This is a genomic window from Pseudomonas sp. BIGb0164, from assembly GCF_024810135.1.
Taxonomy (GTDB): domain Bacteria; phylum Pseudomonadota; class Gammaproteobacteria; order Pseudomonadales; family Pseudomonadaceae; genus Aquipseudomonas.
Genome location: NZ_JANUEA010000001.1, coordinates 830,857 through 853,380 on the forward strand (window position 1 = coordinate 830,857; position 22,524 = coordinate 853,380).

19 protein-coding genes are annotated in these 22,524 nt (G+C 60.2%); 12 read left to right on the forward strand and 7 right to left on the reverse strand.

Annotated features, from left to right (window positions below; genetic code table 11):
• Nucleotide 1: 1 nt before the first annotated feature.
• From tssG to tssA, 6 genes are read right to left on the reverse strand one after another with little or no spacing between them, the layout of a single operon-like run.
• Entirely contained in the window at nucleotides 2-1,009 is a 1,008-nt protein-coding gene (gene tssG, locus M2394_RS03620) for a type VI secretion system baseplate subunit TssG (protein WP_259171657.1), read from the reverse strand.
• Nucleotides 973-2,757 (reverse strand): type VI secretion system baseplate subunit TssF, encoded by a 1,785-nt coding sequence (gene tssF, locus M2394_RS03625; protein ID WP_259171658.1) that lies wholly within the window; start codon nucleotides 2,755-2,757, stop codon nucleotides 973-975. Before tssF ends, tssG begins: the two co-directional genes overlap by 37 nt.
• On the reverse strand, nucleotides 2,747-3,166 hold the full coding sequence (tssE, locus tag M2394_RS03630) for a type VI secretion system baseplate subunit TssE (protein ID WP_259171659.1): 420 nt from the start codon (nucleotides 3,164-3,166) through the stop codon (nucleotides 2,747-2,749). Before tssE ends, tssF begins: the two co-directional genes overlap by 11 nt.
• Nucleotides 3,163-4,638: a type VI secretion system contractile sheath large subunit gene (gene tssC, locus M2394_RS03635; RefSeq protein ID WP_259171660.1), complete on the reverse strand. Its 1,476-nt coding sequence runs from the start codon at nucleotides 4,636-4,638 to the stop codon at nucleotides 3,163-3,165. Before tssC ends, tssE begins: the two co-directional genes overlap by 4 nt.
• Nucleotides 4,639-4,665: 27 nt before the next feature.
• The gene (gene tssB, locus M2394_RS03640; protein ID WP_178922381.1) at nucleotides 4,666-5,163 is read right to left on the reverse strand and encodes a type VI secretion system contractile sheath small subunit; all 498 of its coding nucleotides are present in this window, start codon (nucleotides 5,161-5,163) and stop codon (nucleotides 4,666-4,668) included.
• A gap of 32 nt (nucleotides 5,164-5,195) precedes the next feature.
• The gene (gene tssA / locus M2394_RS03645) at nucleotides 5,196-6,737 is read right to left on the reverse strand and encodes a type VI secretion system protein TssA (RefSeq protein ID WP_259171662.1); all 1,542 of its coding nucleotides are present in this window, start codon (nucleotides 6,735-6,737) and stop codon (nucleotides 5,196-5,198) included.
• Nucleotides 6,738-7,214: 477 nt separating this feature from the next.
• On the opposite strand from tssA, the gene M2394_RS03650 reads away from it, so the two are divergent.
• On the forward strand, nucleotides 7,215-7,730 hold the full coding sequence (locus M2394_RS03650) for an Hcp family type VI secretion system effector (protein WP_178922377.1): 516 nt from the start codon (nucleotides 7,215-7,217) through the stop codon (nucleotides 7,728-7,730).
• A gap of 52 nt (nucleotides 7,731-7,782) precedes the next feature.
• Here the strand turns inward: M2394_RS03650 and M2394_RS03655 are convergent, their stop codons facing one another.
• Entirely contained in the window at nucleotides 7,783-8,604 is an 822-nt protein-coding gene (locus tag M2394_RS03655; RefSeq protein ID WP_178922375.1) for an aldo/keto reductase, read from the reverse strand.
• 106 nt (nucleotides 8,605-8,710) lie between these two features.
• Here M2394_RS03655 and M2394_RS03660 point away from each other — a divergent pair, with 106 nt between their 5' ends.
• From M2394_RS03660 to M2394_RS03710, 11 genes are all read left to right on the forward strand, one after another.
• Nucleotides 8,711-9,205: a DUF1543 domain-containing protein gene (locus M2394_RS03660; RefSeq protein WP_259171663.1), complete on the forward strand. Its 495-nt coding sequence runs from the start codon at nucleotides 8,711-8,713 to the stop codon at nucleotides 9,203-9,205.
• 105 nt (nucleotides 9,206-9,310) lie between these two features.
• Nucleotides 9,311-10,411 carry a polyamine ABC transporter substrate-binding protein gene (locus tag M2394_RS03665; RefSeq protein WP_259171664.1) on the forward strand — a complete coding sequence of 367 codons (1,101 nt, stop codon included), beginning with the start codon at nucleotides 9,311-9,313 and terminating at the stop codon, nucleotides 10,409-10,411.
• 25 nt (nucleotides 10,412-10,436) lie between these two features.
• Nucleotides 10,437-11,855, forward strand: coding sequence for an aminotransferase (locus M2394_RS03670; RefSeq protein WP_259171665.1), 1,419 nt, complete (start codon nucleotides 10,437-10,439; stop codon nucleotides 11,853-11,855).
• Between the two features lie 65 nt (nucleotides 11,856-11,920).
• The gene (locus tag M2394_RS03675; protein WP_259171666.1) at nucleotides 11,921-12,769 is read left to right on the forward strand and encodes a response regulator transcription factor; all 849 of its coding nucleotides are present in this window, start codon (nucleotides 11,921-11,923) and stop codon (nucleotides 12,767-12,769) included.
• A gap of 577 nt (nucleotides 12,770-13,346) precedes the next feature.
• On the forward strand, nucleotides 13,347-13,628 hold the full coding sequence (locus M2394_RS03680; protein ID WP_010210937.1) for a peptidylprolyl isomerase: 282 nt from the start codon (nucleotides 13,347-13,349) through the stop codon (nucleotides 13,626-13,628).
• Between the two features lie 130 nt (nucleotides 13,629-13,758).
• Nucleotides 13,759-15,621, forward strand: coding sequence for an extracellular solute-binding protein (locus M2394_RS03685; protein ID WP_259171668.1), 1,863 nt, complete (start codon nucleotides 13,759-13,761; stop codon nucleotides 15,619-15,621).
• Nucleotides 15,621-16,682: a microcin C ABC transporter permease YejB gene (locus M2394_RS03690; RefSeq protein WP_259171669.1), complete on the forward strand. Its 1,062-nt coding sequence runs from the start codon at nucleotides 15,621-15,623 to the stop codon at nucleotides 16,680-16,682. Before M2394_RS03685 ends, M2394_RS03690 begins: the two co-directional genes overlap by 1 nt.
• Nucleotides 16,682-17,704, forward strand: a complete 1,023-nt coding sequence (locus M2394_RS03695; RefSeq protein ID WP_178922361.1) for an ABC transporter permease — start codon at nucleotides 16,682-16,684, stop codon at nucleotides 17,702-17,704. The genes M2394_RS03690 and M2394_RS03695 overlap by 1 nt, the downstream gene beginning before the upstream one ends.
• A 10-nt stretch (nucleotides 17,705-17,714) precedes the next feature.
• Nucleotides 17,715-19,286, forward strand: coding sequence for an ABC transporter ATP-binding protein (locus M2394_RS03700; RefSeq protein ID WP_259171670.1), 1,572 nt, complete (start codon nucleotides 17,715-17,717; stop codon nucleotides 19,284-19,286).
• 142 nt (nucleotides 19,287-19,428) lie between these two features.
• Entirely contained in the window at nucleotides 19,429-20,835 is a 1,407-nt protein-coding gene (locus M2394_RS03705) for a sigma-54-dependent Fis family transcriptional regulator (protein WP_259171671.1), read from the forward strand.
• Nucleotides 20,836-21,125: 290 nt separating this feature from the next.
• Complete coding sequence (locus tag M2394_RS03710; RefSeq protein WP_178922355.1) at nucleotides 21,126-22,517, forward strand: GntP family permease; 1,392 nt, start codon at nucleotides 21,126-21,128, stop codon at nucleotides 22,515-22,517.
• Nucleotides 22,518-22,524 lie beyond the last annotated feature (7 nt).

The following is a 22,524-nucleotide window of genomic DNA, read 5'->3' on the forward strand; positions in this document are numbered from 1 at the left end:
CCTAATGAGCGTTGCCGGCGAGCGTGAGCACGCCGTCGGCATATTCGTGTCCCAGCCAACTGGTCCAGCCCAAGCCACACACGTTGTTGTCGCCGATGTGCAGCGGTCTCGCCTCCCCTTTGGCCAGCGCCAGGCGCAGGTCGAATTCCAGAGGGTCCCTGGCCGTCAAGCGAACCAGGGAACACAAAGGTTGGTAGTCGACGCCTACAGGCAGGAATTGGTGAAATCGCGACCAGGAAAGCCCCCGTACATGCACCCTGAACTTGCCGCTGCGGTCGGTAATTCGACTTCCCAGCACCAGGTCCTCTCCCACTGTGTTGTTGCCTGCCCCCAGTCGATTGCGCTGCCGAGCAGTGATGACCACCGAGCGCTCTACACACTGCTCGAGGTACACATCGCGGTGCTTGAAGTAGTAACGCAGCACGGTCTCGATCAGTGCGGCCGAATGCACCCGCAGGCTCAACAACCCCAGGTAGGGCAACAGTCGCTTGCAGTCCAATTGCGCGGCACCGCGTATCTGCGCCCCGCCCAGGCCGAGCAGCGCGAACATCTGTTCGGAAAAACCATCGCGTGCTCCGCTACGAAAACACGTCCGATAGCGGTACTTGCGCCAGACCGGCAACAGCAGTCGCTGCAGGCGGTGATGAAAAACGTCCATGAAATCCCGAGTGGTAGTACCTGCCGCGTGTTCAACAGTGGCCTGCTCGGCATAAAACGCGGGCAATGGCGAACCGGCGCCGAGCAGGCCCAATACGTTGAGACGTATGCGTGCCCGTAACTGATCGCGTTCCACAAAAAACACCACCTGGTCAATGTCATGCCCTGGAAACCCGAACCCCGGGTTGGCCTGGAACTCAAGGTGGTCATACAGCGCGTCCTCATCCAGTTGCGGATGGGCAACGCGCAAACGGTCGATCACTTGCAGGACCGCTTGAAACAACGAGTACTCACGGATAACTCGGGATAATTCGGTTAAAGCAGGGGCTGCTGGCCCTTCCGGGGTGGCCATAGGTACACGTCTCCTTGTGTGCTGATGACCCGCAGTTCGTGGAACGAATTCAGGCTGGCGTAAAGTGCAAAAAACTCATTGAGCGCCGAGGCGAATACAAACAGATCGCCTTGGCCCGTGAAGCCCTGGGGGTCAATGTTCAGGTCGATCCGCAAGCCACGCATTGGCAACCCTCGATGCAATCGGTCGACCGCTTCGTGACTGACAGATCGCAGCGCGCCCAATTTGCGCTGGCTGACGCTCTGCGCCTGTCGGTCGTGATACCGCGGTAGGTCGTAGGTTTCGAGGATGACTTTCAAGGCGCTGATGTCGGTCAACGACAGGTAGTTGAGCGACAGGTTGCTGATCAGCTTCCAGAGAAAGTCCTGGTCCAGGGGTGGGTTGAAACTCGGCGTTGGTACGCAGATATTGCGAAATGACAGAAACTCCGGCGTCTGCTCACAGGGTTGGTTGATGTCCCCTATTTTCAACTGCCTTGGCAGGTTGTGATTGGTACAGGTCAATTCGATGGAAAGTGTCTCCTGACCCTGAGCCAGGCCGGCACCAAAACTCAACCAGGTGTCGAGCACGTGCTGCACCGATGTGCGCTGACGAATGCTGTAGCTGGGCGCTGGCGCCGAGGCGCCGTCACCCCGATCATGCTCGAAGGATTCAAACGGTACATAGGGCCGGTAACCCAACCCGCCCGGGCGCCACCCGGTGACATGATCGACGGAAAATACAGCCGCATTACCCCGCGCAAACTCCGCTGGCATCAGCAGGTATTCGTCCTGCTTTCCATCCAGCCGAATCGGTACTGCGTCATGCTTGAACAGATTGACGATGGGTGTGCAATACAGCTTCACGTTGTCCAGGCTCGGATGCACCGGTTCGGTTTCCCGGGTGTGAAGTTCGAAACGCAACTCCACATACCTCGCCTGTTGGAGGCAGGAGCGGGGCAACGTCTGCAAAACATCCAGACCGCCGACATCGACAAACAGGTACTTGTCCGGAAATGCGAAGTACTCCTGCAGATGGCGGTATCCAACGAAGGTGTTCGCCGGATAAGGGATCAGTGCGTGATCCTCGTCAAACCCCACGGGCTGAACCTGGCCGGCCCCCAACCGCAACGATGGCACCCGCCCGTCAGGCCCATCGACCAGCTGCCCCTCATGATCCAGAAGCAACAACTCGATGCCGTCCAGATGACGCAACAGGCTCAGGTACAACCCCTGGCTGACAGGCTTGTCTCCCGTCAGGTGCAAGCGCAGCTGGCTGAAGCTCCACTCGCTGAAACTGCCCTGGGCACTCATTTCCAGGCGCAGGCTCAGCACTGCCCGGCTTCCCGAGCAGCGATACTCCAGGCCACTCAATTGCAGTGGCAGGACCTGGGTGGTGTAGCAGGTCCGAAAACGGCAACGCTCACCCTTGATGGCCACGCTTTCAACCGACGTATCACGCTCGACCGTCACGGGGGTGCAGCCGTGCTGCAACGGTTCAAACTGCAAGATGCTGAAGGACGGCAATGGCCGCATATAGTTGGGCCAAAGCAGGTGCATCAACGAGTGGGTCAACTCGGGAAGCTCATCCGCCAGTTTCTGACGCAGGCGTCCGGTCAGGAAGGCAAAGCCTTCGAGCAAGCGTTCAACATCCGGGTCTTGCCCTGCCTCGGCGAGAAACGGTGCCAAGGCCGGGTTACGCTCGGAGAAGCGTCGCCCCAATTGACGCAAGGCACTGAGCTCACTTTGGTAAAACCGATTAAGGGACATCAGGCGATACCTCCACCTGTCCCGCGCCCACCAAGCGTGCACTGAACACAACCGGTTGCATGACATCGTCAACAACCAGCGTCGCCTCAATGCAAAATGCCAGGGCCAAGGGATCATGGTGACCGGGCGCCCCCTTGACCCGTACATTTGCCAGGCGCGGTTCATAAGCCTGGATAAACCGTTCGATCGAAAGACGCGACTGACTCAACGACTCATGCAGGCTCAAGCGCATGTCATTGAGATCCGGCAGCCCATAGTCGGGCAGCGTAAGCACACTGCCGGCGCGAGTGCTGAGCATCTTTCCCAGGTGCGCAGCAACAGACGCCACGCGACTGAGGCGGTTGGACGTCGGCCCTTCAAGCCGTTCGAAGAGGCTGCGATGTTCGGAGAGTCCTGGGCCCATGTTCATTCTTTGTCGAGCTTGCCGACCAGGGACAGCGTGAAATCCGCCCCCATGTACTTGAAGTGCGGGCGCACACTGAGATTGACGCGATACCAGCCCGGTTCGCCTTCGACATCGCTGACGACAATACGCGCCGCCCTCAACGGACGCCGCCCACGGACTTCTGCGCTGGGGTTTTCCTGGTCCGCGACGTATTGGCGGATCCATTTATTGAGTTCCAACTCGAGGTCGGTACGCTCCTTCCACGACCCCAACTGCTCGCGCTGCAACACCTTGAGGTAATGAGCCAGGCGGTTGACCACCATCATGTAAGGCAACTGAGTACCCAGGCGGTAATTCAGCTCAGCTTCTTTCCCCTCCGCGCTGATACCGAATGTTTTCGGCTTTTGCACCGAGCTTGCGGAGAAGAAAGCCGCGTTATCACTGCCCTTGCGCATGGTCAGGGCGATGAACCCCTCTTGCGCCAGTTCATATTCACGACGATCAGACACCAACACCTCGGTCGGTATCTTGGTTTCGATTTCCCCCATGCTCTGGAAGTGATGCAATGGCAGGTCCTCCACCGCTCCCCCACTTTGCGGGCCGATGATGTTCGGGCACCAGCGAAACCTGGCGAAACTGTCAGTCAGCCGAGTGGCAAACGCGTAGGCCGTATTACCCCACAGGTAGTGCTCATGGCTGTGCGCCACGTTTTCCTGATAGGCAAACGTCTTGACCGGGCATTCAAGGGGATCGTAGGGCGTCCTCAGTAAAAACCGGGGTACGGTAAGCCCCACGTAACGGGAGTCCTCGCTTTGGCGAAAGCTCTGCCACTTGGCAAATTGCGGGCCCTCAAAGTGGTCCTTGAGGTCCTTCAGGTCGGGCAACCCGGTGAAGCTTTCCAAGCCGAAGAAGCCAGGCCCTGCCGCCGCAATGAACGGTGCGTGGGCCATGCAGGCGACACTGGCGGCGTACTGCATCAACTTCACATCGGGTGCGCTGGGCGAGAGGAAATAATTGGCAATGACGGCGCCCACAGGCTGGCCACCAAACTGACCGTATTCGGCGCTGTAGATATGCTTGTAAAGCCCTGACTGGGTAATTTCGGGTGAGTCTTCAAAGTCGTCCAGAAGGTCCTGCCGCGAGACATTCAGGAGTTCTATCTTGATGTTTTCACGAAAGTCAGTACGGTCGACCAGCAGTTGCAGCCCCTTCCAGGAGGCTTCGAGAGCCTGAAAATCCGGGTGATGAAGGATCTCGTCCATCTGGAGGCTGAGCTTGGTATCGATCTCGGCGATCATGCGGTCTACCAGGCGCTTCTTGACCGGCTCATGCTTGTTCTGCGGCTTGACCAGCTCTTCGATGAACGCCGACACACCACGCTTGGCGATACCGTAGGCCTCGTCGTCCGCACTCAGCAGGGTCTGGGCGATGATGTGGTCGAGAATGCTGTATTCGCCCGCAGGTTGTGTCGGTTGTGGAGTTAACTGGGTGGTCATTGCGTCAGTGTCCTTTTACTGAAAATGTCAGGCTGCAGGGTTGTTCAAGCCCAGCTCGGCCAATACGCGGGCACGGGCATCGTCATCGGCCAGCGCCTGCTCAATGGCTCTGCGAAAACTCGGGGTATTGCCCAGGGGGCCTTTCAGCGCCATCAACGCTTCACGCAGCGCCATCAGCTTTTGCAGTTCGGGTACCTGCTCCACCAGGCTCGCAGGGTTGAAGTCCTTCATGGAGTTGATCCGGACCTGGACAGCCAGTTCTTCAACCTCTGCCGCCTCCTGGAGCCGATTGGGTACGCTTAGCGTCAAGGCCAATGCCTGTTTGGCCAGTACCTCATCCAGGGTGTTCTTATCAATGCCGATGGGCTTGCGGTCTTCGAGCTTGCGCAGGTCCTCGCGCTGACTGAAGTCCCCCAGCACCAGCAGTTTGAGCGGCAACTCAACCTCTTCCTGCGCACCTCCCACTGCGGGTTTGAAAGTGACGTTGATGCGTTCCTTGGGTGCTACCGAACCTTCTTTGGCCACGGTCGTTCTCCTTTTTCGAGGGGGTCGAAAACCTATTCAATTACCGCTTCGAGGTCGAAGCGGCACAGTTTTCGATGGGTGTCTTCCTTGCGTTCACGTACAGCGTGGCTTTGCGGCAATTGATCGCAGCATCGGTACAAGAGCTGGGCCACCTGAAGCGCCAACTCGGGCTCCCAGCGGTCGAGACCCGCCCGGTGCAATTCGTCATCCAGCTGTTCGAGCTGGACCTTCGCCAGTTCCTGCTTGCCCGCCAGCACACACAGACGCGCCATCGCCAGCCGCCAATAAAATCGGGCACGCTCACCCTGGGCTGCGGCCAAACCTTGCTTGAATTCGCGCACGGCAACTTTGAGGCCATCCTTGTGTAGCCGAGGCATAACGTCCTTCAGGGCGACTTCCCAGGGTTCAGCCTTGGCGTCGACCACACCGGGAAGCTCGGGCGCTTGGAGATGGCGATTGACCTGGAGCGCGATCCAGTCGCGGGTGGCGGTATCTGCAAACGGCACACCGTCGTGAAACCGGAACTCGGGCAGGTTCGGCAAACGTTGCAGCAGCAAGGCGAACATGACTTCCAGTTCGGTCATGGCCTGGTCGGCCTGCAAGGCTTGCAGGCACTCCCAGACCAGGCGCAAGCCATCGAACCAGAACATGGCCCCAGCCAGGCTGGCCTCCAGCTCGACCAGCAGGTCAGCGTAATGCCCCTGGGCAAAGCGCTCCTGGTACTTCTTGAGCTTGTCGGATGCAGGCCCGCGAAGCACGGTGACCCGCTCGCTGTCAGCGTCCGGGTACCGCGTCAGCGCCAACCAGACCAGTGTCCGATTGAGGCGCTGGGCACGCAGGTCGGTGGCGTTCTGGCGCTGCCACCACACGCACAATGGCCGGGCTTGCTCTTGCAAGGTGCGCAGCGCTCTGTGGGCGTCTTTTTCGTTCTCTATAGCAGGTTGCGGGCTCAGCAACTGAGTCGCAGCCTGCCTGACCTGGGAGACCAGGCTTGCCGGCCGAGAAGCCCCCTGCTCCGCCTGTTCAAGCCTCTGCACCAACTGCCGGCGCATGGGCAGTAACAGCGGTGCGTCATCGCCCAACTGCAAGGCCCACAGGTCGTCAAGGCACGCGAGGTGCTCCAGTAGGGTTTGAAACAGCGGCCGTTGATCCTGAAGCGGCAGGTTTTGTGCGAACAAAGGCTCCAGGCGCAACACCAGCCAGCCAAAGATCGCACCACGGGTACGCGGCTTTTCCGGAAACACCTGTACCCAGTGGTGCTCACAGAGATAGCGCAGCATCCCAAGGCCGGCCAGCAACCCAGGAAAGGCTTCGCGCTGGTGCAATGCCCATGTCAGCCAAACTGCTACCCGCAGATCCTTGGAGTGCTCGCGCAACAGGCACTCGCTGGTTTCCAGCACTTTGTTCCAATCTGGCTGGGAGGCACCATGAATTGACTGGATCTTTCCGACCTCCAGTTCCAAGGCCTCGTACTCACTTGAAAAGCGCATATCACTGCCCGCAAAACTTGTTTGCGAGCATGGCGAACGTGCAAGTTCAACATAGTAGTCACAAAGCTTGCTTGAGGAGTCCATTCAATATCACGCGTAACTATCCAAGGAAGTAAAAGCGAACTAACCACACATACAATGCAAATCAGATCGCCATCTAAACTTCGCAAACACCTTGACGAAGTTCGCAAACCTTAGCCACACCACCGCCAATCAGCAAGCGACGGAACTGCACTTAAGTAATTTCCTACACGCCAGAAAAATCGGCACATGCGCATCATTTTGCGCAGTTTAAAAAACAACACAGGCTGAATTAACCAACAACCCAATAAACTACCCACCCTTACTACCGAGCAACTAACTGCACACCTTTGCGCAAACAAATACCGCTAAAACAACCCACACTGATATAAACACCGCAAAAACAAATCCGACTTCAGCTCCAGCACCCTGTATTCATTGACCCTCACACTTTCAGGCACGCTTTTTGTTATAGGCAAATACCCGCCCGGTGGATTCACCGTACGGGACTACCTTATCAATCAGGCAAGGAAACCACTCATGCCAACACCCGCATACCTTTCAATCACCGGTGTAAAACAGGGTTTGATTACGGCAGGCACATTCACCCAGGACTCGGTAGGCAATATTTATCAGGAAGGTCATGAGGACCAGATCCTGGTCCAGGCGTTCGCCCATCAGGTGATCATCCCCCGTGACCCACAATCGGGGCAGCCAACCGGGCAGCGGGTGCATAAACCGCTGATGATCAGCAAGGTGTTCGATAAGTCATCACCGTTGCTGTTCAGCGCGCTGACCAGTGGCGAGGAAGTCAAATGCCGGCTGGAGTGGCTGCGCACGTCATCGGCGGGCACCCAGGAGCACTACTTCACCATTGAACTGGAAGGCGCGGCCATCGTGGATATCCAGTCGCGCATGCCCAACTGCCAGGCCCCCGAAAACGCCCACTTCACGCACCTGGAGGATGTGTATTTCACCTATCGCAAAATCGTGTGGACCCACGAGGTCTCCGGCACTTCAGGGTCGGACGACTGGCGTAGCCCGGTAGCCGGCTAAACCTGAGTGAAGCAGAGGCGGCACCACGGACGGTGTCGCCTCCGCCCCTCGTCTACACCATCGCCAATGGGTGTTTACGCTTGGGCGCTCCGAACACCCGGTCGATGGCATCGAGGTCGTGCTCATCGAGCACCAATTTGGCGGCAGCTGCGTTCAGCCGCACATGCTCCGGGGTTACGGCCTTGGGAATGGCGATCACACCGTCCTGGCGCAGCACCCAGGCCAGGGAAACCTGGGCCGGCGTGACTTCGTGACGACGGGCGATCTGCTTGAGTGTCGGGCTGGACAGCAACTCACCACCCTGGGCAATCGGGCAGTAGGCCATGAGTGGCAAATGATGTTGTTGCCACCACGGCAGCAGGTCGTATTCGATGCCGCGCTCTTCAATGTTGTAGAGCACCTGGTTTGTCGCGCAGGCAGGAGAGGCGAGTTCCTGCAGGTCTGCCACATCGAAATTGGAAACACCCCAACGGCGGATCTTGCCAGCTTCGCGCAAGCGCTCGAACGCATCGACCGTTTCTTCCAGGGGGTATTGACCACGCCAGTGCAGCAGATACAGATCGATGCAATCAGTGCCCAGGCGCTGGAGACTGGCCTCGCAGGCACGGGGCACGCCCTGGTGGCTGGCATTGTGCGGGTAGATTTTACTGACCAGGAACACCTGGTCGCGGCGGCCGCGAATGGCTTCACCCACCACCGTTTCAGCACCGCCTTCACCATACATTTCGGCGGTGTCGATCAGGGTCATGCCCTCGTCGATACCCAGTTGCAATGCGGCGACTTCAGCACGCCGCTGGCCGGGGTTTTCGCCCATGCGCCAGGTGCCCTGGCCGATGACAGGGACGGGCGTGCCCGCCAGATCAATGGTTCGCATGACAAGCTCCTGATGATTTCGCGGATTAACAATGTGGCATTAGCCGGACAAAAGGGTTCAATCGCAGTATGGTTGCCCCCTGTCAAGTCGCCAGGAAGAACCTGCAATGCTGTTTGTCGTGATGCTCGGGGGCAAGCACCCACGGGCCAGAATCGAAGTGCATGATGTGGTATTCGCCGCGGCGGATACGCTGGAAGCCACGTACCCGCAATTGCGCGATGCTTGGTTCGGCAGCCCCAAGGGCGTGCATATCGATTCGTGGATGGCCATTGATGGCCTCGACGGTTGGAAGGTCGAACTCAGCCACCTTGCACCCCAGGCCGACGCGCATCACCTGTACTTCATCAACCTTGGGGGCTACGAGGCGAACAGCTTTGGCGAGGCCCACCACTACCTGCTGGTGGTTGCCCGCAACAAACGGGAGGCAACGAGCAAGGGCAAGCAGCAGATGCTGCGCCATTGGTCCCAGGCCCACACCGACGCTGTCATGGACATCGATGACTGCCTGCCCATCGACCTGGTGGACGGCCGTTACCTGCACCTGGTGCAGGGCCCGCACCGGCCGATCATCCAGCAGAACGACTATATCGTCCTGCCCTGAACCGCCTCCCCCTACCCGAACGGGGTATGGCGCACACCTGCCACCTGCCTGACAGTGCAATCAGTCCCTCAGCCTGATAACAAGCACAACACAAGGTGGGTCCCCATGCATAAAGCCTTAATCGCCCTGTTCAGCGTCGCCCTGTTGGCCACTTCAACCCTGAGCCACGCCGCTGATGACCCGGGCAATACCTTGCGCATCTATAACTGGGCGGACTACATCGGCGACACCACCCTGGCCGACTTCGAGAAGGCCACGGGGATCAAGGTGATCTACGACACCTACGACTCCTACGAAACCGTGCAGGGCAAATTGCTCTCTGGGCGTTCCGGCTACGACCTGGCGCTGCTCAACGCCTCCCTCGTGCCGCTGTTGATCAAGGGCAAGGTGTTCCAGCCGCTGGACAAGACCCAACTGCCCGACTGGAAAAACCTCGACCCCGTGGTGCTCAAGAGTCTTGAGGCCCATGACCCGGGTGTCACCTATTCGGCACCGTACACCTGGGGCAGCAACGGCGTGACCTATAACGTCGACATGATCAAGGCGCGCATGCCGGATGCGCCTATCGGTTCCCTGGCGATGATCTTCGATCCCAAGGTCATCGCCCGGTTTGCCGACTGCGGCATCACCTTCATGGACTCACCCACCGACATGATCCCCCTGGCCCTGACCTACCTCGGCCTGGACCCCAACAGTGTGGCGCCCAAGGACCTGAAGGCCGCCCAGGATGTGCTGATGGCAGTGCGCCCTTACATTCGCAAATTTGATTCCAGCGGTTTCATCAACGGCCTGGCCAACGGCGACCTGTGCCTGGCAACCACCTGGTCTGGCGATTACGCCACATCCCAGGCTCGCGCCACCGAGGCCGGGGCCAAGGTCAAGCTGGACTACTTCATTCCCAAGGAGGGTTCGCTGATCTGGTTCGATAATTTCTACATCCCGGCCGACGCGCCCCATGTGGCCAATGCCCATAAGTTCATCGAGTTTCTGCTCCAACCGAGCACCATGGCCGGCGTCAGCAACACCATCCATTACGCCAACAGCAACCTGGCGTCCAAGCCGCTGGTCAACGCCGATATCCGCGACAACCCGGCCATCTACCCCGACCCGACGACGATGCAGCGTTTGTTCACGCAAAAAAGCCAACCCCAGGCCGCGGTGCGCCTGATCACCCGTACCTGGAATGCCGTGAAGACCGGCAAGTGAACCCCAGCCTTTGAAGGTAAATGCCATGACTCTGCCAAATCCTGTTTTTTTCGCCCAGTTTGACCATGACAAGCTGGACGCCGCCGACAAAGCCCACTACATGCACGGTTTTCACATGTTCGATGAACACCGTGAGCAAGGCTCGCTGAATATCGCGGTGGGTAACGGCGCCTACATCTACGACACCCACGGCAACCGCTACCTGGATGCGGTGGGCGGCATGTGGTGTACGAATATCGGCTTGGGTCGTGAGGAAATGGCCGAGGCCATCGCCAACCAGGTGCGCCAACTGGCCTACTCCAATCCGTTCTGCGACATGGCCAACACCACAGCCATCGAACTGTGTGCCAAGCTTGCCAGCCTGGCACCCGGTGACCTCGACCACGTGTTCCTCACCACGGGTGGCTCTACCGCCGTGGACACCGCCTACCGGTTGGTGCAGTTCTACCAGAACAGCCGTGGCAAAACGGCCAAGAAGCACATCATTTCGCGTTTCAGTGCGTATCACGGCTCCACGTTCCTGACCATGTCCATCGGCAACAAGGCCGCCGACCGCGCGCCCGAGTTCGATTTCATGAGCGACCTGTTCCACCACATCTCCTGCCCCAACTACTACCGGGCGCCGGAGGGGATGAGCGAGGCGGACTTCCTCGACTTCCTGGTGAACGAGTTCGAAGACAAGATCCTGACCCTCGGCGCCGACAATGTGGCGGCATTCTTCGCCGAACCGATCATGGGCTCCGGCGGCGTGATCATCCCGCCCAAGGGCTACCACCGCCGCATGTGGGAAATCTGCCAGCGCTACGACTTGCTTTACGTCGCCGATGAGGTGGTCACTTCGTTCGGGCGCCTGGGGGCATTCTTTGCTTCCGAAGACGTGTTCGGCATGCAGCCCGACATCATCACCACGGCCAAGGGCCTGACCTCAGGCTACCTGCCCCTGGGTGCGTGCATTTTCTCCGACCGCATCTGGCAGGTGATTGGCGAGCCGGGCAAAGGCCGCTGCTTTACCCACGGGTTCACCTACAGCGGGCACCCGGTCAGTTGCGTGGCCGCGTTGAAAAACATCGAGATCATTGAGCGCGAACAACTGCTGGCCCATGTGGAAGACGTCGGCGTGTACCTGGAACAACGCCTGCAGACCCTGGCCGAGTTGCCGCTGGTGGGGGACATCCGGTGCCAGCGCTTGATGGCTTGTATTGAATTCGTCGCGGACAAACGCACCAAGGCCTTGTTGCCGGATGCGGTCAACATCGGTGAAAAAATCCACCTGCGCGCCCAGGCCAAAGGTTTGTTGGTACGCCCCATTGGACACCTGAACGTGATGTCACCGCCGCTGATCATCACCCACGCCCAAGTCGACGAAATCGTGGAGACCTTGCGCCAGTGCATCCTCGATACGGCCGCTGAACTGCGTGAAAGCGGCGAGTATCAAGGCCGATGAGCCATAACGCCGAGCCCGTCTCGGCGTTTTTGCCTGGGCGCTGGCAGCCGGGTAGACTGGCTGCCATGACCACAGCCAGCCCTGCCCCAACCCTGCAGCAACTGCAAACCTGGCACCACGCCCTGGCCCAGGCGTTGGTCCATGTGGATGAGGCCTCGTTCCTCGAACACCTAGCCGCCGCGCTGTGCACCCTCACCCCGATCGAATCGATGATGATCAGCCTGGAGCGCCAGGGCCAGCCACCGCACCTGCTGTATCAGCAAGGCATTCCTCGGGCGTATCAAGACGAAATCATCCACCGCTATTTTTCCCGCGGCTACCTGCTGGACCCGTTTTGCCTGGCGGTGGACAAGGGCCTGGCAGAAGGTTTTTACCACCTGGCCCAAATTGCTCCAGATGACTTTTTCAACAGCGAGTACTACAAGACCTACTACCTGCGCAGCGGCGGTGCCCAAGAGAGTTACTACATCGTTGACCTGTGCCCCCAGAGCAAGATTTCGCTGTGCATGTTCCAGGGCCTGAGTGCCGGGCAGTTCACCGAGGAGCAATTGGCGGTGCAGGAGGCGACCCAGGCGATGGTCCGCGAGTTACTGCGCCGGTTTGGTACCACCGGCGGGTTGGCCAAGGTGATCAGTGACGAGGCGTACAGCCAGACCCAGGCGCACCAGCAGATCGAAGCGGCGTTCATGGGCTTTGGCAGCGGCGTGCTCACCGTACGCGAGCGTGAAATCGCCCACCTGATCCTGCGCGGGCACTCGGTAAAATCCACCGCCCAGGTGCTGGGCATTTCGCCAGAAACCGTGCGCATGCACCGTAAGAACCTGTACACCAAGCTGGCAATCAATTCCCAGGCCGAGCTGTTCGCGCTGTTCATCGAATGGCTGACCCGCAGCGGAGCGATGGCCCGCGCGTGAAGGTTTTTGCTTTGCTTTGCTTTGCTTTGCTTTTGATCTTGATCTAAAGCGCCCCGTCAAACACGCTGGCCGGAATTCGGCAGGGATTTGGGGGGTAAACCGGCAGGGATGCCGGTTTAGCCGCCACGCGCCATGGATGGCGCGTGGCGGCGGCCCTCCAAATACCTGTCGGATTACGGGCACACCGAGCGTGAGCGAGGTGCCGAGTGTTGGGGCAAGAGCCTTTTGCTTACTTTTGGCTGGGCCGGCATTCCGGCTTTTCAAAAGTGAGCCGCCGTAAGGGCGGAACCATAAGCAGTCATTACCGAAGAAACGGATATGTACTCCGACCAAAAAGCTCCAGAGCCATACACATAGCCATCGCCGGCAAGCCAGCTCCTACATTGAGTTTCGTAGCCAGATCCTGATGAGGCAATGCTATCGCCTTCGGGAGCAAGCCCCCTCCCACAGGTACGCTGCACTACTCTAAAGTTGTGTAGAGGCCAAAAGGCCGCTGAGACAATCCATGGGAACTTTGCCAGGAAATAACCGCCTGAATCCGGTAGGCTCACCCTTTTTACTCAAGGAGTTACTCCCCATGGCCAAAGCAACCGCCCGTCACATCCTCGTTTCCACTGAAGACAAGTGCAACGAACTCAAGGCCCAAATCGAAGGCGGCGCCGATTTCGCAGAGATCGCCAAAGCCAACTCCAGCTGCCCTTCCAGCCGCGACGGCGGCAACCTGGGTTCGTTCGGTCCAGGCCAGATGGTCAAGGAATTCGACACCGTCGTGTTCAGCGCCCCGGTCAACACCGTGCAAGGCCCGGTGAAAACCCAGTTCGGTTACCACCTGCTGGAAGTCACCAGCCGCCAGGACTGATCCTGTCTGCATTGATGCTATAAACAACGGCCCGCCCTCTGGTGGGCCGTTGTGCATGTGATGACTGGCGACGCTCACGCCGTTAGCGTACAAATCCTTATTCCTGTTCACCCGGCGCTCAAGGCTGATAATGCGATTGGCTTTTCCCATCCCCCTGCTCAGCTCTGCCCTGGCCCTGCTGTTGGCCAGCTCGGCCGTGATCGCGGCCCCGCAGACTTACCTCACGGTCTACGGCGAACCGGCCAAGTACCCCGCCGGTTTCACCCATTTCGACTATGCCAACCCCAACGCCCCCAAGGGCGGCAGCCTCAAGCGCTCCGCCATCGAGATCGGGCGTTTCGACCACGTGCTGCCATATATCGACAAAGGCATCGGCGTGTCCCAGGTCGACGGCTGGCTGTATGCGCCCCTGGCCCAGCGCTCCCTGGATGAGCCCTATACGGTGTACGGCCTGGTGGCCGAAAAAATGGAGCGCGCCGACGACGGCCTGTCGCTGCGCTTCTACCTGAACCCCAAGGCACGCTTTGCCGACGGCACGCCGATCACCGCCGAAGACGTGCGCTACAGTTTCGACCTGCTGATGACCCAGGGCAGCCTGCGTTTTCGCACCCTGTTCGCCGACGTCAAGCACGTCGAAGTCGAAGGCGAGCGCCAGGTCCGCTTCGATTTTTCCAGCAATGAAAACCGCACCCTGCCCCTGGATATCGCCACCCTGCCAGTGTTCCCCGAGCACTGGTGGAAAACCCGCGACTTCGCCAACGGTGGCGGCTACGAAGCCCCGCTGGGCAGTGGCCCCTACACGATCAGCAAGATCGATTCCGGCAGCACCATCACCTTCACCCGCGACCCCAACTGGTGGGGCAAGGACCTGCCCGTCAGCCGTGGCCTGTACAATTTCGACCACCTGAGCCTGGAGTACTTCGGCGACACCGAAGTGGCGCGCCAGGTGATCCGTGGCGGCGCCTACGACTTCAACCGCGAGTTCTCCGCCACCGGCTATTCCATCGGCTACAACGGCCCGGCCCTCGACGATGGCCGCCTGCAACGCGACCACCTGGCCAAAGAGATGCCGCAGCCGGCCCAGGGTTATGTGTTCAACGTGCAAAAACCGATGTTCAAGGACCGTCGTGTGCGCCAGGCCTTGGCGATGCTGTGGGACTTCGAGTGGGCCAACCGGCAGATGATGCGCAATATGTACATCCGCCAGCAGAGTTTCTTCTCCAACAGCCCGCTGGCTGCCAGCCAACTGCCGACCAAAGAAGAGTTGGCCATCCTCGAACCGCTGCGCGGAAAGATCCCCGACGAGGTGTTCACCCAAGTGTTCAAGGCGCCCGTCACTGACGGCAGCGGCATGATTCGCGACAAACAATTGCAGGCCCTGGCCCTGCTCGAACAAGCCGGCTGGAAACCCAAGGGCGACAGATTGGTGAACGCCGACGGCGAGCCGCTGGAATTCACCTTTCTCAACGCCCAGGCCGGCATGGAGCGCCTGTTGCTGCCGTACAAACGCAATCTGGCGCAGATCGGCATCACCCTGAACATACGCCGCATCGACTCGTCGCAATACGTAAACCGGATCATGGCGCGTGACTACGACATGATCGTCATCGGTTTCCCGGTCACCACCTCGCCGGGCATGGAGCTGTACAACTACTTTGGCTCGGCAGCGGCTTACGACCCGGGTGCCAACAACTACATGGTGCTCAAGGATCCGGCCGTCGACAGCTTGATCCAGGGCCTGGTCAAGGCCAACACCCAGGCGCAGATGCTCACCTACGCCCATGCGCTGGACCGGGTGCTGCAATGGAGCTACCTGTGGATTCCCAACTACTACCCGCCCGGCACCTCCGCCGCCTGGTGGAACCGCTTCGGTCGCCCGGCCGTTGAAGCCAAGAACGACGAGGCCCTGGAAACCTGGTGGGAAATCAGTCCCGTGCCGTTGACCAATGAACAAATGCAAGCCGAGTTGAAAAAACGCGGAGGGACCCGCTGATGTTTGCCTATATCGTGCGGCGCTTGCTGCTGATCATCCCGACCCTGGTGATCATCCTGCTGGTGAATTTCGTGATCGTGCAGGCCGCCCCCGGCGGCCCGGTGGAACAGGCCATTGCCCACCTGCAAGGCATCGGCGGCGGTGGCGTCGGCGGTGCCGCGGGTGATGGCGCTGGCACGGGCTCCCGCGCCAGCCGTGGCCTGGACCCGAAACTGATAGAGGACATCAAAAAACAATACGGCTTCGACAAGCCGGCACCGGAACGCCTGTGGCTGATGCTCAAGAGCTACGCAAAGCTGGATTTCGGCAACAGTTTCTTTCGTGGCAAGACGGTGATCAACCTGATCCTGGAAAAAATGCCCGTCACCATCTCCCTGGGCCTGTGGGCCACCTTGATCACCTACCTGGTGTCGATCCCGTTGGGTATCCGCAAGGCGGTACGCCATGGCAGCAGCTTTGATGTATGGAGCAGCACCGCCATCGTGATCGGCTACGCGATGCCGGCGTTTCTGTTTGCGATGTTCCTGATTGTGGTGTTCGCCGGTGGCACCTCGCTGAACTGGTTCCCGGTGCGCGGGCTGGTCTCGGAAAACTTCGAAGAACTGAGCACCGTGGGCAAGATCGCCGACTACTTCTGGCACCTGATATTGCCGGTAACGTCGCTGGTCATCGGCGGGTTCGCAACCTTGACCATCCTCACCAAGAACTCGTTCCTCAATGAAATCACGCGCCAGTACGTGGTGACTGCCCGGGCCAAAGGCTTGAGTGAACGCCGTGTGCTTTATGTCCATGTGTTTCGCAACGCCATGCTGCTGGTGATTTCCGGGATTCCCCAGGCGTTTATCGCGGTGTTCTTCGCCGGTTCCTTGCTGATCGAGGTGATCTTTTCCCTTGATGGCCTGGGGCGCATGAGCTACGAGGCCGCCCTCTCCCGGGACTATCCGGTGGTGTTCGGCTCGCTGTTTATCTTCACGTTGTTCGGCCTCTTGATCAAACTCATCGGTGACCTCTGCTACACCCTGGTGGACCCGCGTATCGACTTTGCCGCGAGGAACGCCTGATGCTCAATCTGTCTCCTGTGGCACGTCGCCGTTTCGAGCGGTTCAAGAAGAACCGTCGCGGCTGGTGGTCGCTGTGGCTGTTCATCGGCCTGTTTATCCTGACCCTGGGCGGCGAGCTGATCGCCAATGACAAACCCCTGGTGCTGAGTTTCAAGAACGAGCTGTATTTCCCGGTGTTCAAGCGCTACACCGAGCAACAGTTCGGCGGGCAGCTGCCGTTCCAGGCCGACTACCGCAGTGACTACGTGAAAAAGCTGATCGAGCACGACGGTGGCTGGATGCTGTTCCCGCCCATTCCTTTCAGTGAAGACACGCCCAACTACGAACTGACCCGCCCTGCCCCCAGCCCGCCGTCGGCGGTGAACTGGCTGGGCACCGATGACCAGTCGCGGGATGTGCTGGCGCGGGTGATCTTTGGTGCGCGGGTGTCGATTCTGTTTGCCCTGGCACTCACCGCCATCAGCGCCGCCATCGGTATCGCGGCCGGTGCGCTGCAAGGCTATTACGGCGGCTGGGTGGACTTGCTCGGCCAGCGCGTGCTGGAAGTGTGGTCAGGGCTGCCGGTGCTGTACCTGTTGATCATCCTGTCGGGGTTCGTGGAGCCCAACTTCTGGTGGCTGCTGGGGATCATGGCGCTGTTTTCCTGGCTGGCCCTGGTGGACGTGGTGCGCGCCGAGTTCCTGCGCGGGCGCAACCTGGAATACGTCAAGGCAGCGCGGGCCCTGGGCCTGGGCGATGGCAAGATCATCCGCCGGCACATCCTGCCCAATGCCATGACCGCCACCTTGAGTTACCTGCCATTCATCTTGACCGGGGCGATTTCCACCCTGAGCGCCCTGGATTTCCTTGGCTTTGGCATGCCCGCCGGCAGCGCGTCCCTGGGCGAACTGATCGCCCAGGGCAAACAGAACCTGCAAGCGCCCTGGCTGGGCCTGACGGCCTTCTTCACACTGGCGCTGATCCTGTCGCTGCTGGTCTTTATCGGCGAGGCATTGCGTGATGCCTTCGACCCCCGCTCATGAGTGACCGCCTATGAACCTGATCGAAATACGCGACCTCAGCGTCGCCTTCAGCGGCCAGACCGTGGTGCGGGACCTGTGCCTGGACGTGCGCCCCGGCGAATGCCTGGCGCTGGTGGGCGAGTCCGGCTCGGGCAAGTCGGTGACGGCCCACTCGGTCCTGCAATTGCTGCCGGAAGCCGGCACGACGACGACTGGCTCCATCAAATACCGCGGCCAGGAGCTGATCGGCGCGTCGACGGCCACCCTGCAGAAGCTGCGGGGCAACCGCATTGCGATGATCTTCCAGGAGCCGATGACGTCCCTGAACCCTTTGCACAGCATCGAAAAGCAGATCGGCGAAACCCTGCTGCTGCACAAAGGCCTGGGGGGCAAGGCGGCGCAGGCACGCATCCTTGAACTGCTGGAACTGGTGGGCATTCAAAAACCCCAGGAACGGCTCAAGGCTTACCCGCATCAACTCTCCGGTGGCCAGCGCCAGCGGGTGATGATCGCCATGGCCCTGGCCTGCGAGCCGGAGCTGCTGATCGCCGATGAGCCCACCACTGCGCTGGACGTGACGGTGCAGCGCAAGATCCTGCTGTTGCTCAAGTCGTTGCAGCAACGCCTGGGCATGTCGCTGCTGCTGATCAGCCATGACCTCAACCTGGTGCGCAGCATTGCCCAGCGGGTGTGCGTGATGCGCGCAGGCGAAATCGTCGAGCAAGCCGACTGCCAGGCCTTGTTCAACGCGCCGCAACACCCTTACAGCCGCCTGCTGCTGGACGCTGAACCGGCAGGCGAACCGTTGTGCAGCGACGTCCACGAGACGGTGTTGCAAGTGGACGACCTCACCGTGCAGTTTCCGTTGAGTGGCGGGCTGTTCCAACGCAAGACCTACCTGCGCGCGGTGGACGGCATCAGCCTCAGCGTGCAGCGCGGCAAGACCCTGGGGATTGTCGGCGAGTCCGGCTCGGGCAAGTCCACCCTCGGCCAAGCGATCCTGCGCCTGCTGGATTCCACCGGCAGCATCCGTTTCCAGGGCGAGGCCCTCGACCCGCTGAACCACCAGCAGATGCGCCCGTGGCGCAAACAGATGCAGGTGGTGTTCCAGGACCCTTACGGCAGCCTCAGCCCACGCATGTCAGTGCAGCAGATCATCAGTGAGGGCCTGGAAGTGCATGCGCCGTGCAGCCTGGCCGACCGCGACGCCCAGGTGATCCAGGTGCTCAAGGACGTGGGCCTCGACCCTGAGAGCCGGCATCGTTACCCCCATGAGTTTTCCGGTGGTCAACGCCAACGCATCGCCATCGCCCGCGCCCTGGTGCTCAAGCCGGCGCTGATGCTGCTGGACGAGCCCACTTCGGCCCTCGACCGCACGGTGCAGAAGCAGGTGGTGACGTTGCTGCGCGAGCTGCAGGAAAAGTATGGCCTGACCTACCTGTTCATCAGCCATGACCTGGCGGTGGTGCGGGCCATGGCCCACGACATGATCGTGGTCAAGGACGGCAAGGTGGTGGAGCGTGGCGCGAGCCATGCGGTGTTCGAAGCCCCGCAGCATCCGTACACCAAAGAGCTGCTGGCTGCCGCGCACATTCCCTTATAAACGCTTGCCCCCTTGTGGGAGCGGGCTTGCTCGCGAAAGCGGTGCATCAGTACCGAATATACTGGCTGACACACCGCCTTCGCGAGCAAGCCCGCTCCCACAGGATCACACCCCATCCCTAATTTGTGTTGACGCCCTGACTATGAACATCACCGAAAGCCTCAAGGACTACCAGCAGGTTCGCGGCCTGGCCATCCAGTCGCTGTTCGAGATCATCGAGCAGTCCAGCGAAGGCACGGTGATTGTCGACCGCGACGCCAATATCGTCTGGATGAACGAGCGCTACGCCAAGCGTTTCGGCCTCAAGAGCGCCGACGAGGCGATTGGCCAACCTTGCGAGCAGGTGATTTCCAACAGCCTGTTGCGCCAGGTGGTGCGCAATGACCAGCCGATCCTGCTGGATATCCAGGACACGCCCAAAGGCCCGCTGGTGGTGATGCGCCTGCCGATCCACGACGACGCCGGTGCCGTGATCGGGGCCATCGGCTTTGCGCTGTTTGATGAGCTGCGCAACCTGTCGCCGTTGATCGAGCGCTACCTGAGCATGCAGCAGGAACTGGCCTCGACCCGCTCGCTGTTGCGCTCACGGCAGAGCAAGTACAACTTTGCGCACTTTATCGGCACCAGCGCGGCCAGCCTTGAAGTCAAGCGTCGCGCACGGCGCAGTGCGAGTGCCGAATCGCCGGTGTTGCTGCTGGGGGAAACCGGCACCGGCAAGGAGTTGCTGGCCCAAGCGATTCATGGTGCTTCGCCGCGAGCGCACAAGGCCTTTGTCAGCATCAACAGCGCCGCCATCCCGGGGGATCTGCTGGAGGCCGAGTTCTTCGGCACCGCGCCCGGCGCGTTTACCGGCGCCGATCGCAAGGGCCGTCCCGGCAAGTTCCAGATTGCCCAGGGCGGCACGCTGTTCCTCGATGAAATCGGCGACATGCCCCTGCCGCTGCAAAGCAAACTGCTGCGGGTGTTGCAGGAGAAAGAGTTCGAGCCCGTGGGCTCCAACGAGATGCTGCACAGTGACGTGCGGGTGATTGCCGCCACGTCCATGGACCTGGAAGCGGCGATCAAGCGCGGCGAGTTTCGCGCCGACCTGTATTACCGGCTGAATGTACTGCCCATCCACGTACCGCCCTTGCGTGAACGGCTGGAAGATATTCCGGCGCTGAGCGAGGCGATCCTGGAGGAGCTGCGCAGCCAGCATGAACTGGACCGCGAGGCCTTGGCGCTGCTGGCACAACACGCATGGCCGGGGAACATCCGCGAGCTGCGCAATGTACTGGAGCGGGCGGCGTTGCTCAGTGATGACCTGGTGTTGAATGCCAAGGAAATCCACGCGGCCATCGGCACATTCACGCCGGTGGAGCGTACGACGGTGGCGCCGGTTGAGGGCGAAAGCTTCAACGCGGCGCGGGAGCGGTTTGATCGGCAGGTCATTGCGGCAGCGTTGCAGGCGTGCGAGGGAAATGTGGTCGATGCGGCCAAGCGTTTGGGGCTTGGACGGTCGACGCTGTACAAGAAGATGGTGGCACTGGGCATCGCTCAATCTCATTAATGAGACATAAATCTCAACTTAAAGACAATCCAATGTGGGAGCTGGCTTGCCTGCGATGGCGGCCTATCTGTTGGCTAATGGTCAACTGAACCACCGCTATCGCAGGCAAGCCAGCTCCCACCCCTGAACTTCATCTGTCTCCAATTTGAGACTCCATCCAGATTCGCCATTCAAAAAATACAAAAAAACCTTAACTTTCAATAACTTATTATTATTGGCACGCATCTCGCTATAGCCCTTCCCCACAGCAACATCCCCACAAAAATAACAATCCGATTTGGAGACACACCATGAGTGTGATCATTGCCCTGGCAGCCCTCGCGCTGTTGATGCTGGCAGCCTACCGTGGCTATAGCGTTATCCTGTTTGCCCCCATCGCCGCCCTTGGCGCTGTCCTGCTCACTGACCCGTCTGCCGTGGCGCCCGCCTTTACCGGGGTGTTCATGGAGAAGATGGTCGGCTTTATCAAACTGTATTTCCCGGTGTTCCTGCTCGGCGCGGTGTTCGGCAAGCTGATCGAGCTGTCGGGCTTTTCCCGTTCCATCGTGGCCGCAGCGATCCGTCTGCTGGGCACGCGCCAGGCCATGCTGGTGATCGTGCTGGTGTGCGCCCTGCTCACCTACGGCGGCGTGTCGCTGTTTGTGGTGGTGTTTGCGGTGTACCCGTTTGCGGCCGAGATGTTCCGCCAGAGCAATATCCCCAAGCGCCTGATCCCGGCGACCATCGCCCTCGGTGCATTTTCGTTCACCATGGACGCCCTGCCCGGCACGCCGCAGATCCAGAACATCATCCCCAGCACCTTCTTCAACACCACCGCCTGGGCCGCGCCATGGCTGGGCCTGATCGGCACGATCTTCGTGTTCTGCACCGGCATGCTCTACCTGGCGCGCCAGCGCAACAAGGCGCAGCGCGCCGGTGAAGGGTATGGCACCGAACTGCGCAACGAACCGGAAACCGCCGACAACCTGGCCTTGCCCAACCCGTGGATCGCGCTGTCGCCGCTGATCCTGGTGGGGGTGATGAACCTGCTGTTCACCCACTGGATCCCGCAGTGGTACGGCAAGACCCACAGCCTCGCGCTACCCGGCATGAGCGCGCCGGTGACCACTGAAATTGCCAAGCTCACCGCGATCTGGGCGGTGCAGGCGGCGCTGCTGGTTGGCATCTTGATGGTGCTGGTGTTCGGCTGGTCGGCCATCAAGAGCAAGCTCGCCGAGGGCAGCAAAAGCGCGGTCAGCGGTGCGCTGCTCGCGGCGATGAACACCGCCTCGGAATACGGCTTTGGCGCGGTGATCGCCTCGCTGCCGGGCTTCCTGGTGCTGGCGGACTGGCTCAAGGGCATCCCCAACCCACTGGTCAACGAGGCGATTACCGTGACCTTGCTGGCCGGTATCACCGGTTCGGCGTCGGGTGGCATGAGCATCGCCCTGGCGGCCATGTCCGAAAGCTTTATTTCGGCGGCCCATGCGGCCAATATCCCCCTTGAAGTGCTGCACCGCGTCGCAGCCATGGCCAGCGGCGGCATGGACACCCTGCCCCACAACGGCGCGGTGATCACGCTGCTGGCGGTCACCGGCCTGACGCACCGCGAAGCCTACAAGGACATTTTCGGCATCACGATCATCAAGACTCTCGCGGTGTTCGTGGTGATCGGTACTTTCTACGCCACCGGCATTGTGTGAGGTTTGT

Bases quoted from the DNA above. Each gene is read 5' to 3' on its own strand.
- tssG (WP_259171657.1), bottom strand. From the start codon at position 1,009: ATGGCCACCCCGGAAGGGCCAGCAGCCCCTGCTTTAACCGAATTATCC.
- tssF (WP_259171658.1), bottom strand. From the start codon at position 2,757: ATGTCCCTTAATCGGTTTTACCAAAGTGAGCTCAGTGCCTTGCGTCAA.
- tssE (WP_259171659.1), bottom strand. From the start codon at position 3,166: ATGAACATGGGCCCAGGACTCTCCGAACATCGCAGCCTCTTCGAACGG.
- tssC (WP_259171660.1), bottom strand. From the start codon at position 4,638: ATGACCACCCAGTTAACTCCACAACCGACACAACCTGCGGGCGAATAC.
- tssA (WP_259171662.1), bottom strand. From the start codon at position 6,737: ATGGACTCCTCAAGCAAGCTTTGTGACTACTATGTTGAACTTGCACGT.
- M2394_RS03650 (WP_178922377.1), top strand. From the start codon at position 7,215: ATGCCAACACCCGCATACCTTTCAATCACCGGTGTAAAACAGGGTTTG.
- M2394_RS03655 (WP_178922375.1), bottom strand. From the start codon at position 8,604: ATGCGAACCATTGATCTGGCGGGCACGCCCGTCCCTGTCATCGGCCAG.
- M2394_RS03660 (WP_259171663.1), top strand. From the start codon at position 8,711: ATGCTGTTTGTCGTGATGCTCGGGGGCAAGCACCCACGGGCCAGAATC.
- M2394_RS03665 (WP_259171664.1), top strand. From the start codon at position 9,311: ATGCATAAAGCCTTAATCGCCCTGTTCAGCGTCGCCCTGTTGGCCACT.
- M2394_RS03670 (WP_259171665.1), top strand. From the start codon at position 10,437: ATGACTCTGCCAAATCCTGTTTTTTTCGCCCAGTTTGACCATGACAAG.
- M2394_RS03675 (WP_259171666.1), top strand. From the start codon at position 11,921: ATGACCACAGCCAGCCCTGCCCCAACCCTGCAGCAACTGCAAACCTGG.
- M2394_RS03680 (WP_010210937.1), top strand. From the start codon at position 13,347: ATGGCCAAAGCAACCGCCCGTCACATCCTCGTTTCCACTGAAGACAAG.
- M2394_RS03685 (WP_259171668.1), top strand. From the start codon at position 13,759: ATGCGATTGGCTTTTCCCATCCCCCTGCTCAGCTCTGCCCTGGCCCTG.
- M2394_RS03690 (WP_259171669.1), top strand. From the start codon at position 15,621: ATGTTTGCCTATATCGTGCGGCGCTTGCTGCTGATCATCCCGACCCTG.
- M2394_RS03695 (WP_178922361.1), top strand. From the start codon at position 16,682: ATGCTCAATCTGTCTCCTGTGGCACGTCGCCGTTTCGAGCGGTTCAAG.
- M2394_RS03700 (WP_259171670.1), top strand. From the start codon at position 17,715: ATGAACCTGATCGAAATACGCGACCTCAGCGTCGCCTTCAGCGGCCAG.
- M2394_RS03705 (WP_259171671.1), top strand. From the start codon at position 19,429: ATGAACATCACCGAAAGCCTCAAGGACTACCAGCAGGTTCGCGGCCTG.
- M2394_RS03710 (WP_178922355.1), top strand. From the start codon at position 21,126: ATGAGTGTGATCATTGCCCTGGCAGCCCTCGCGCTGTTGATGCTGGCA.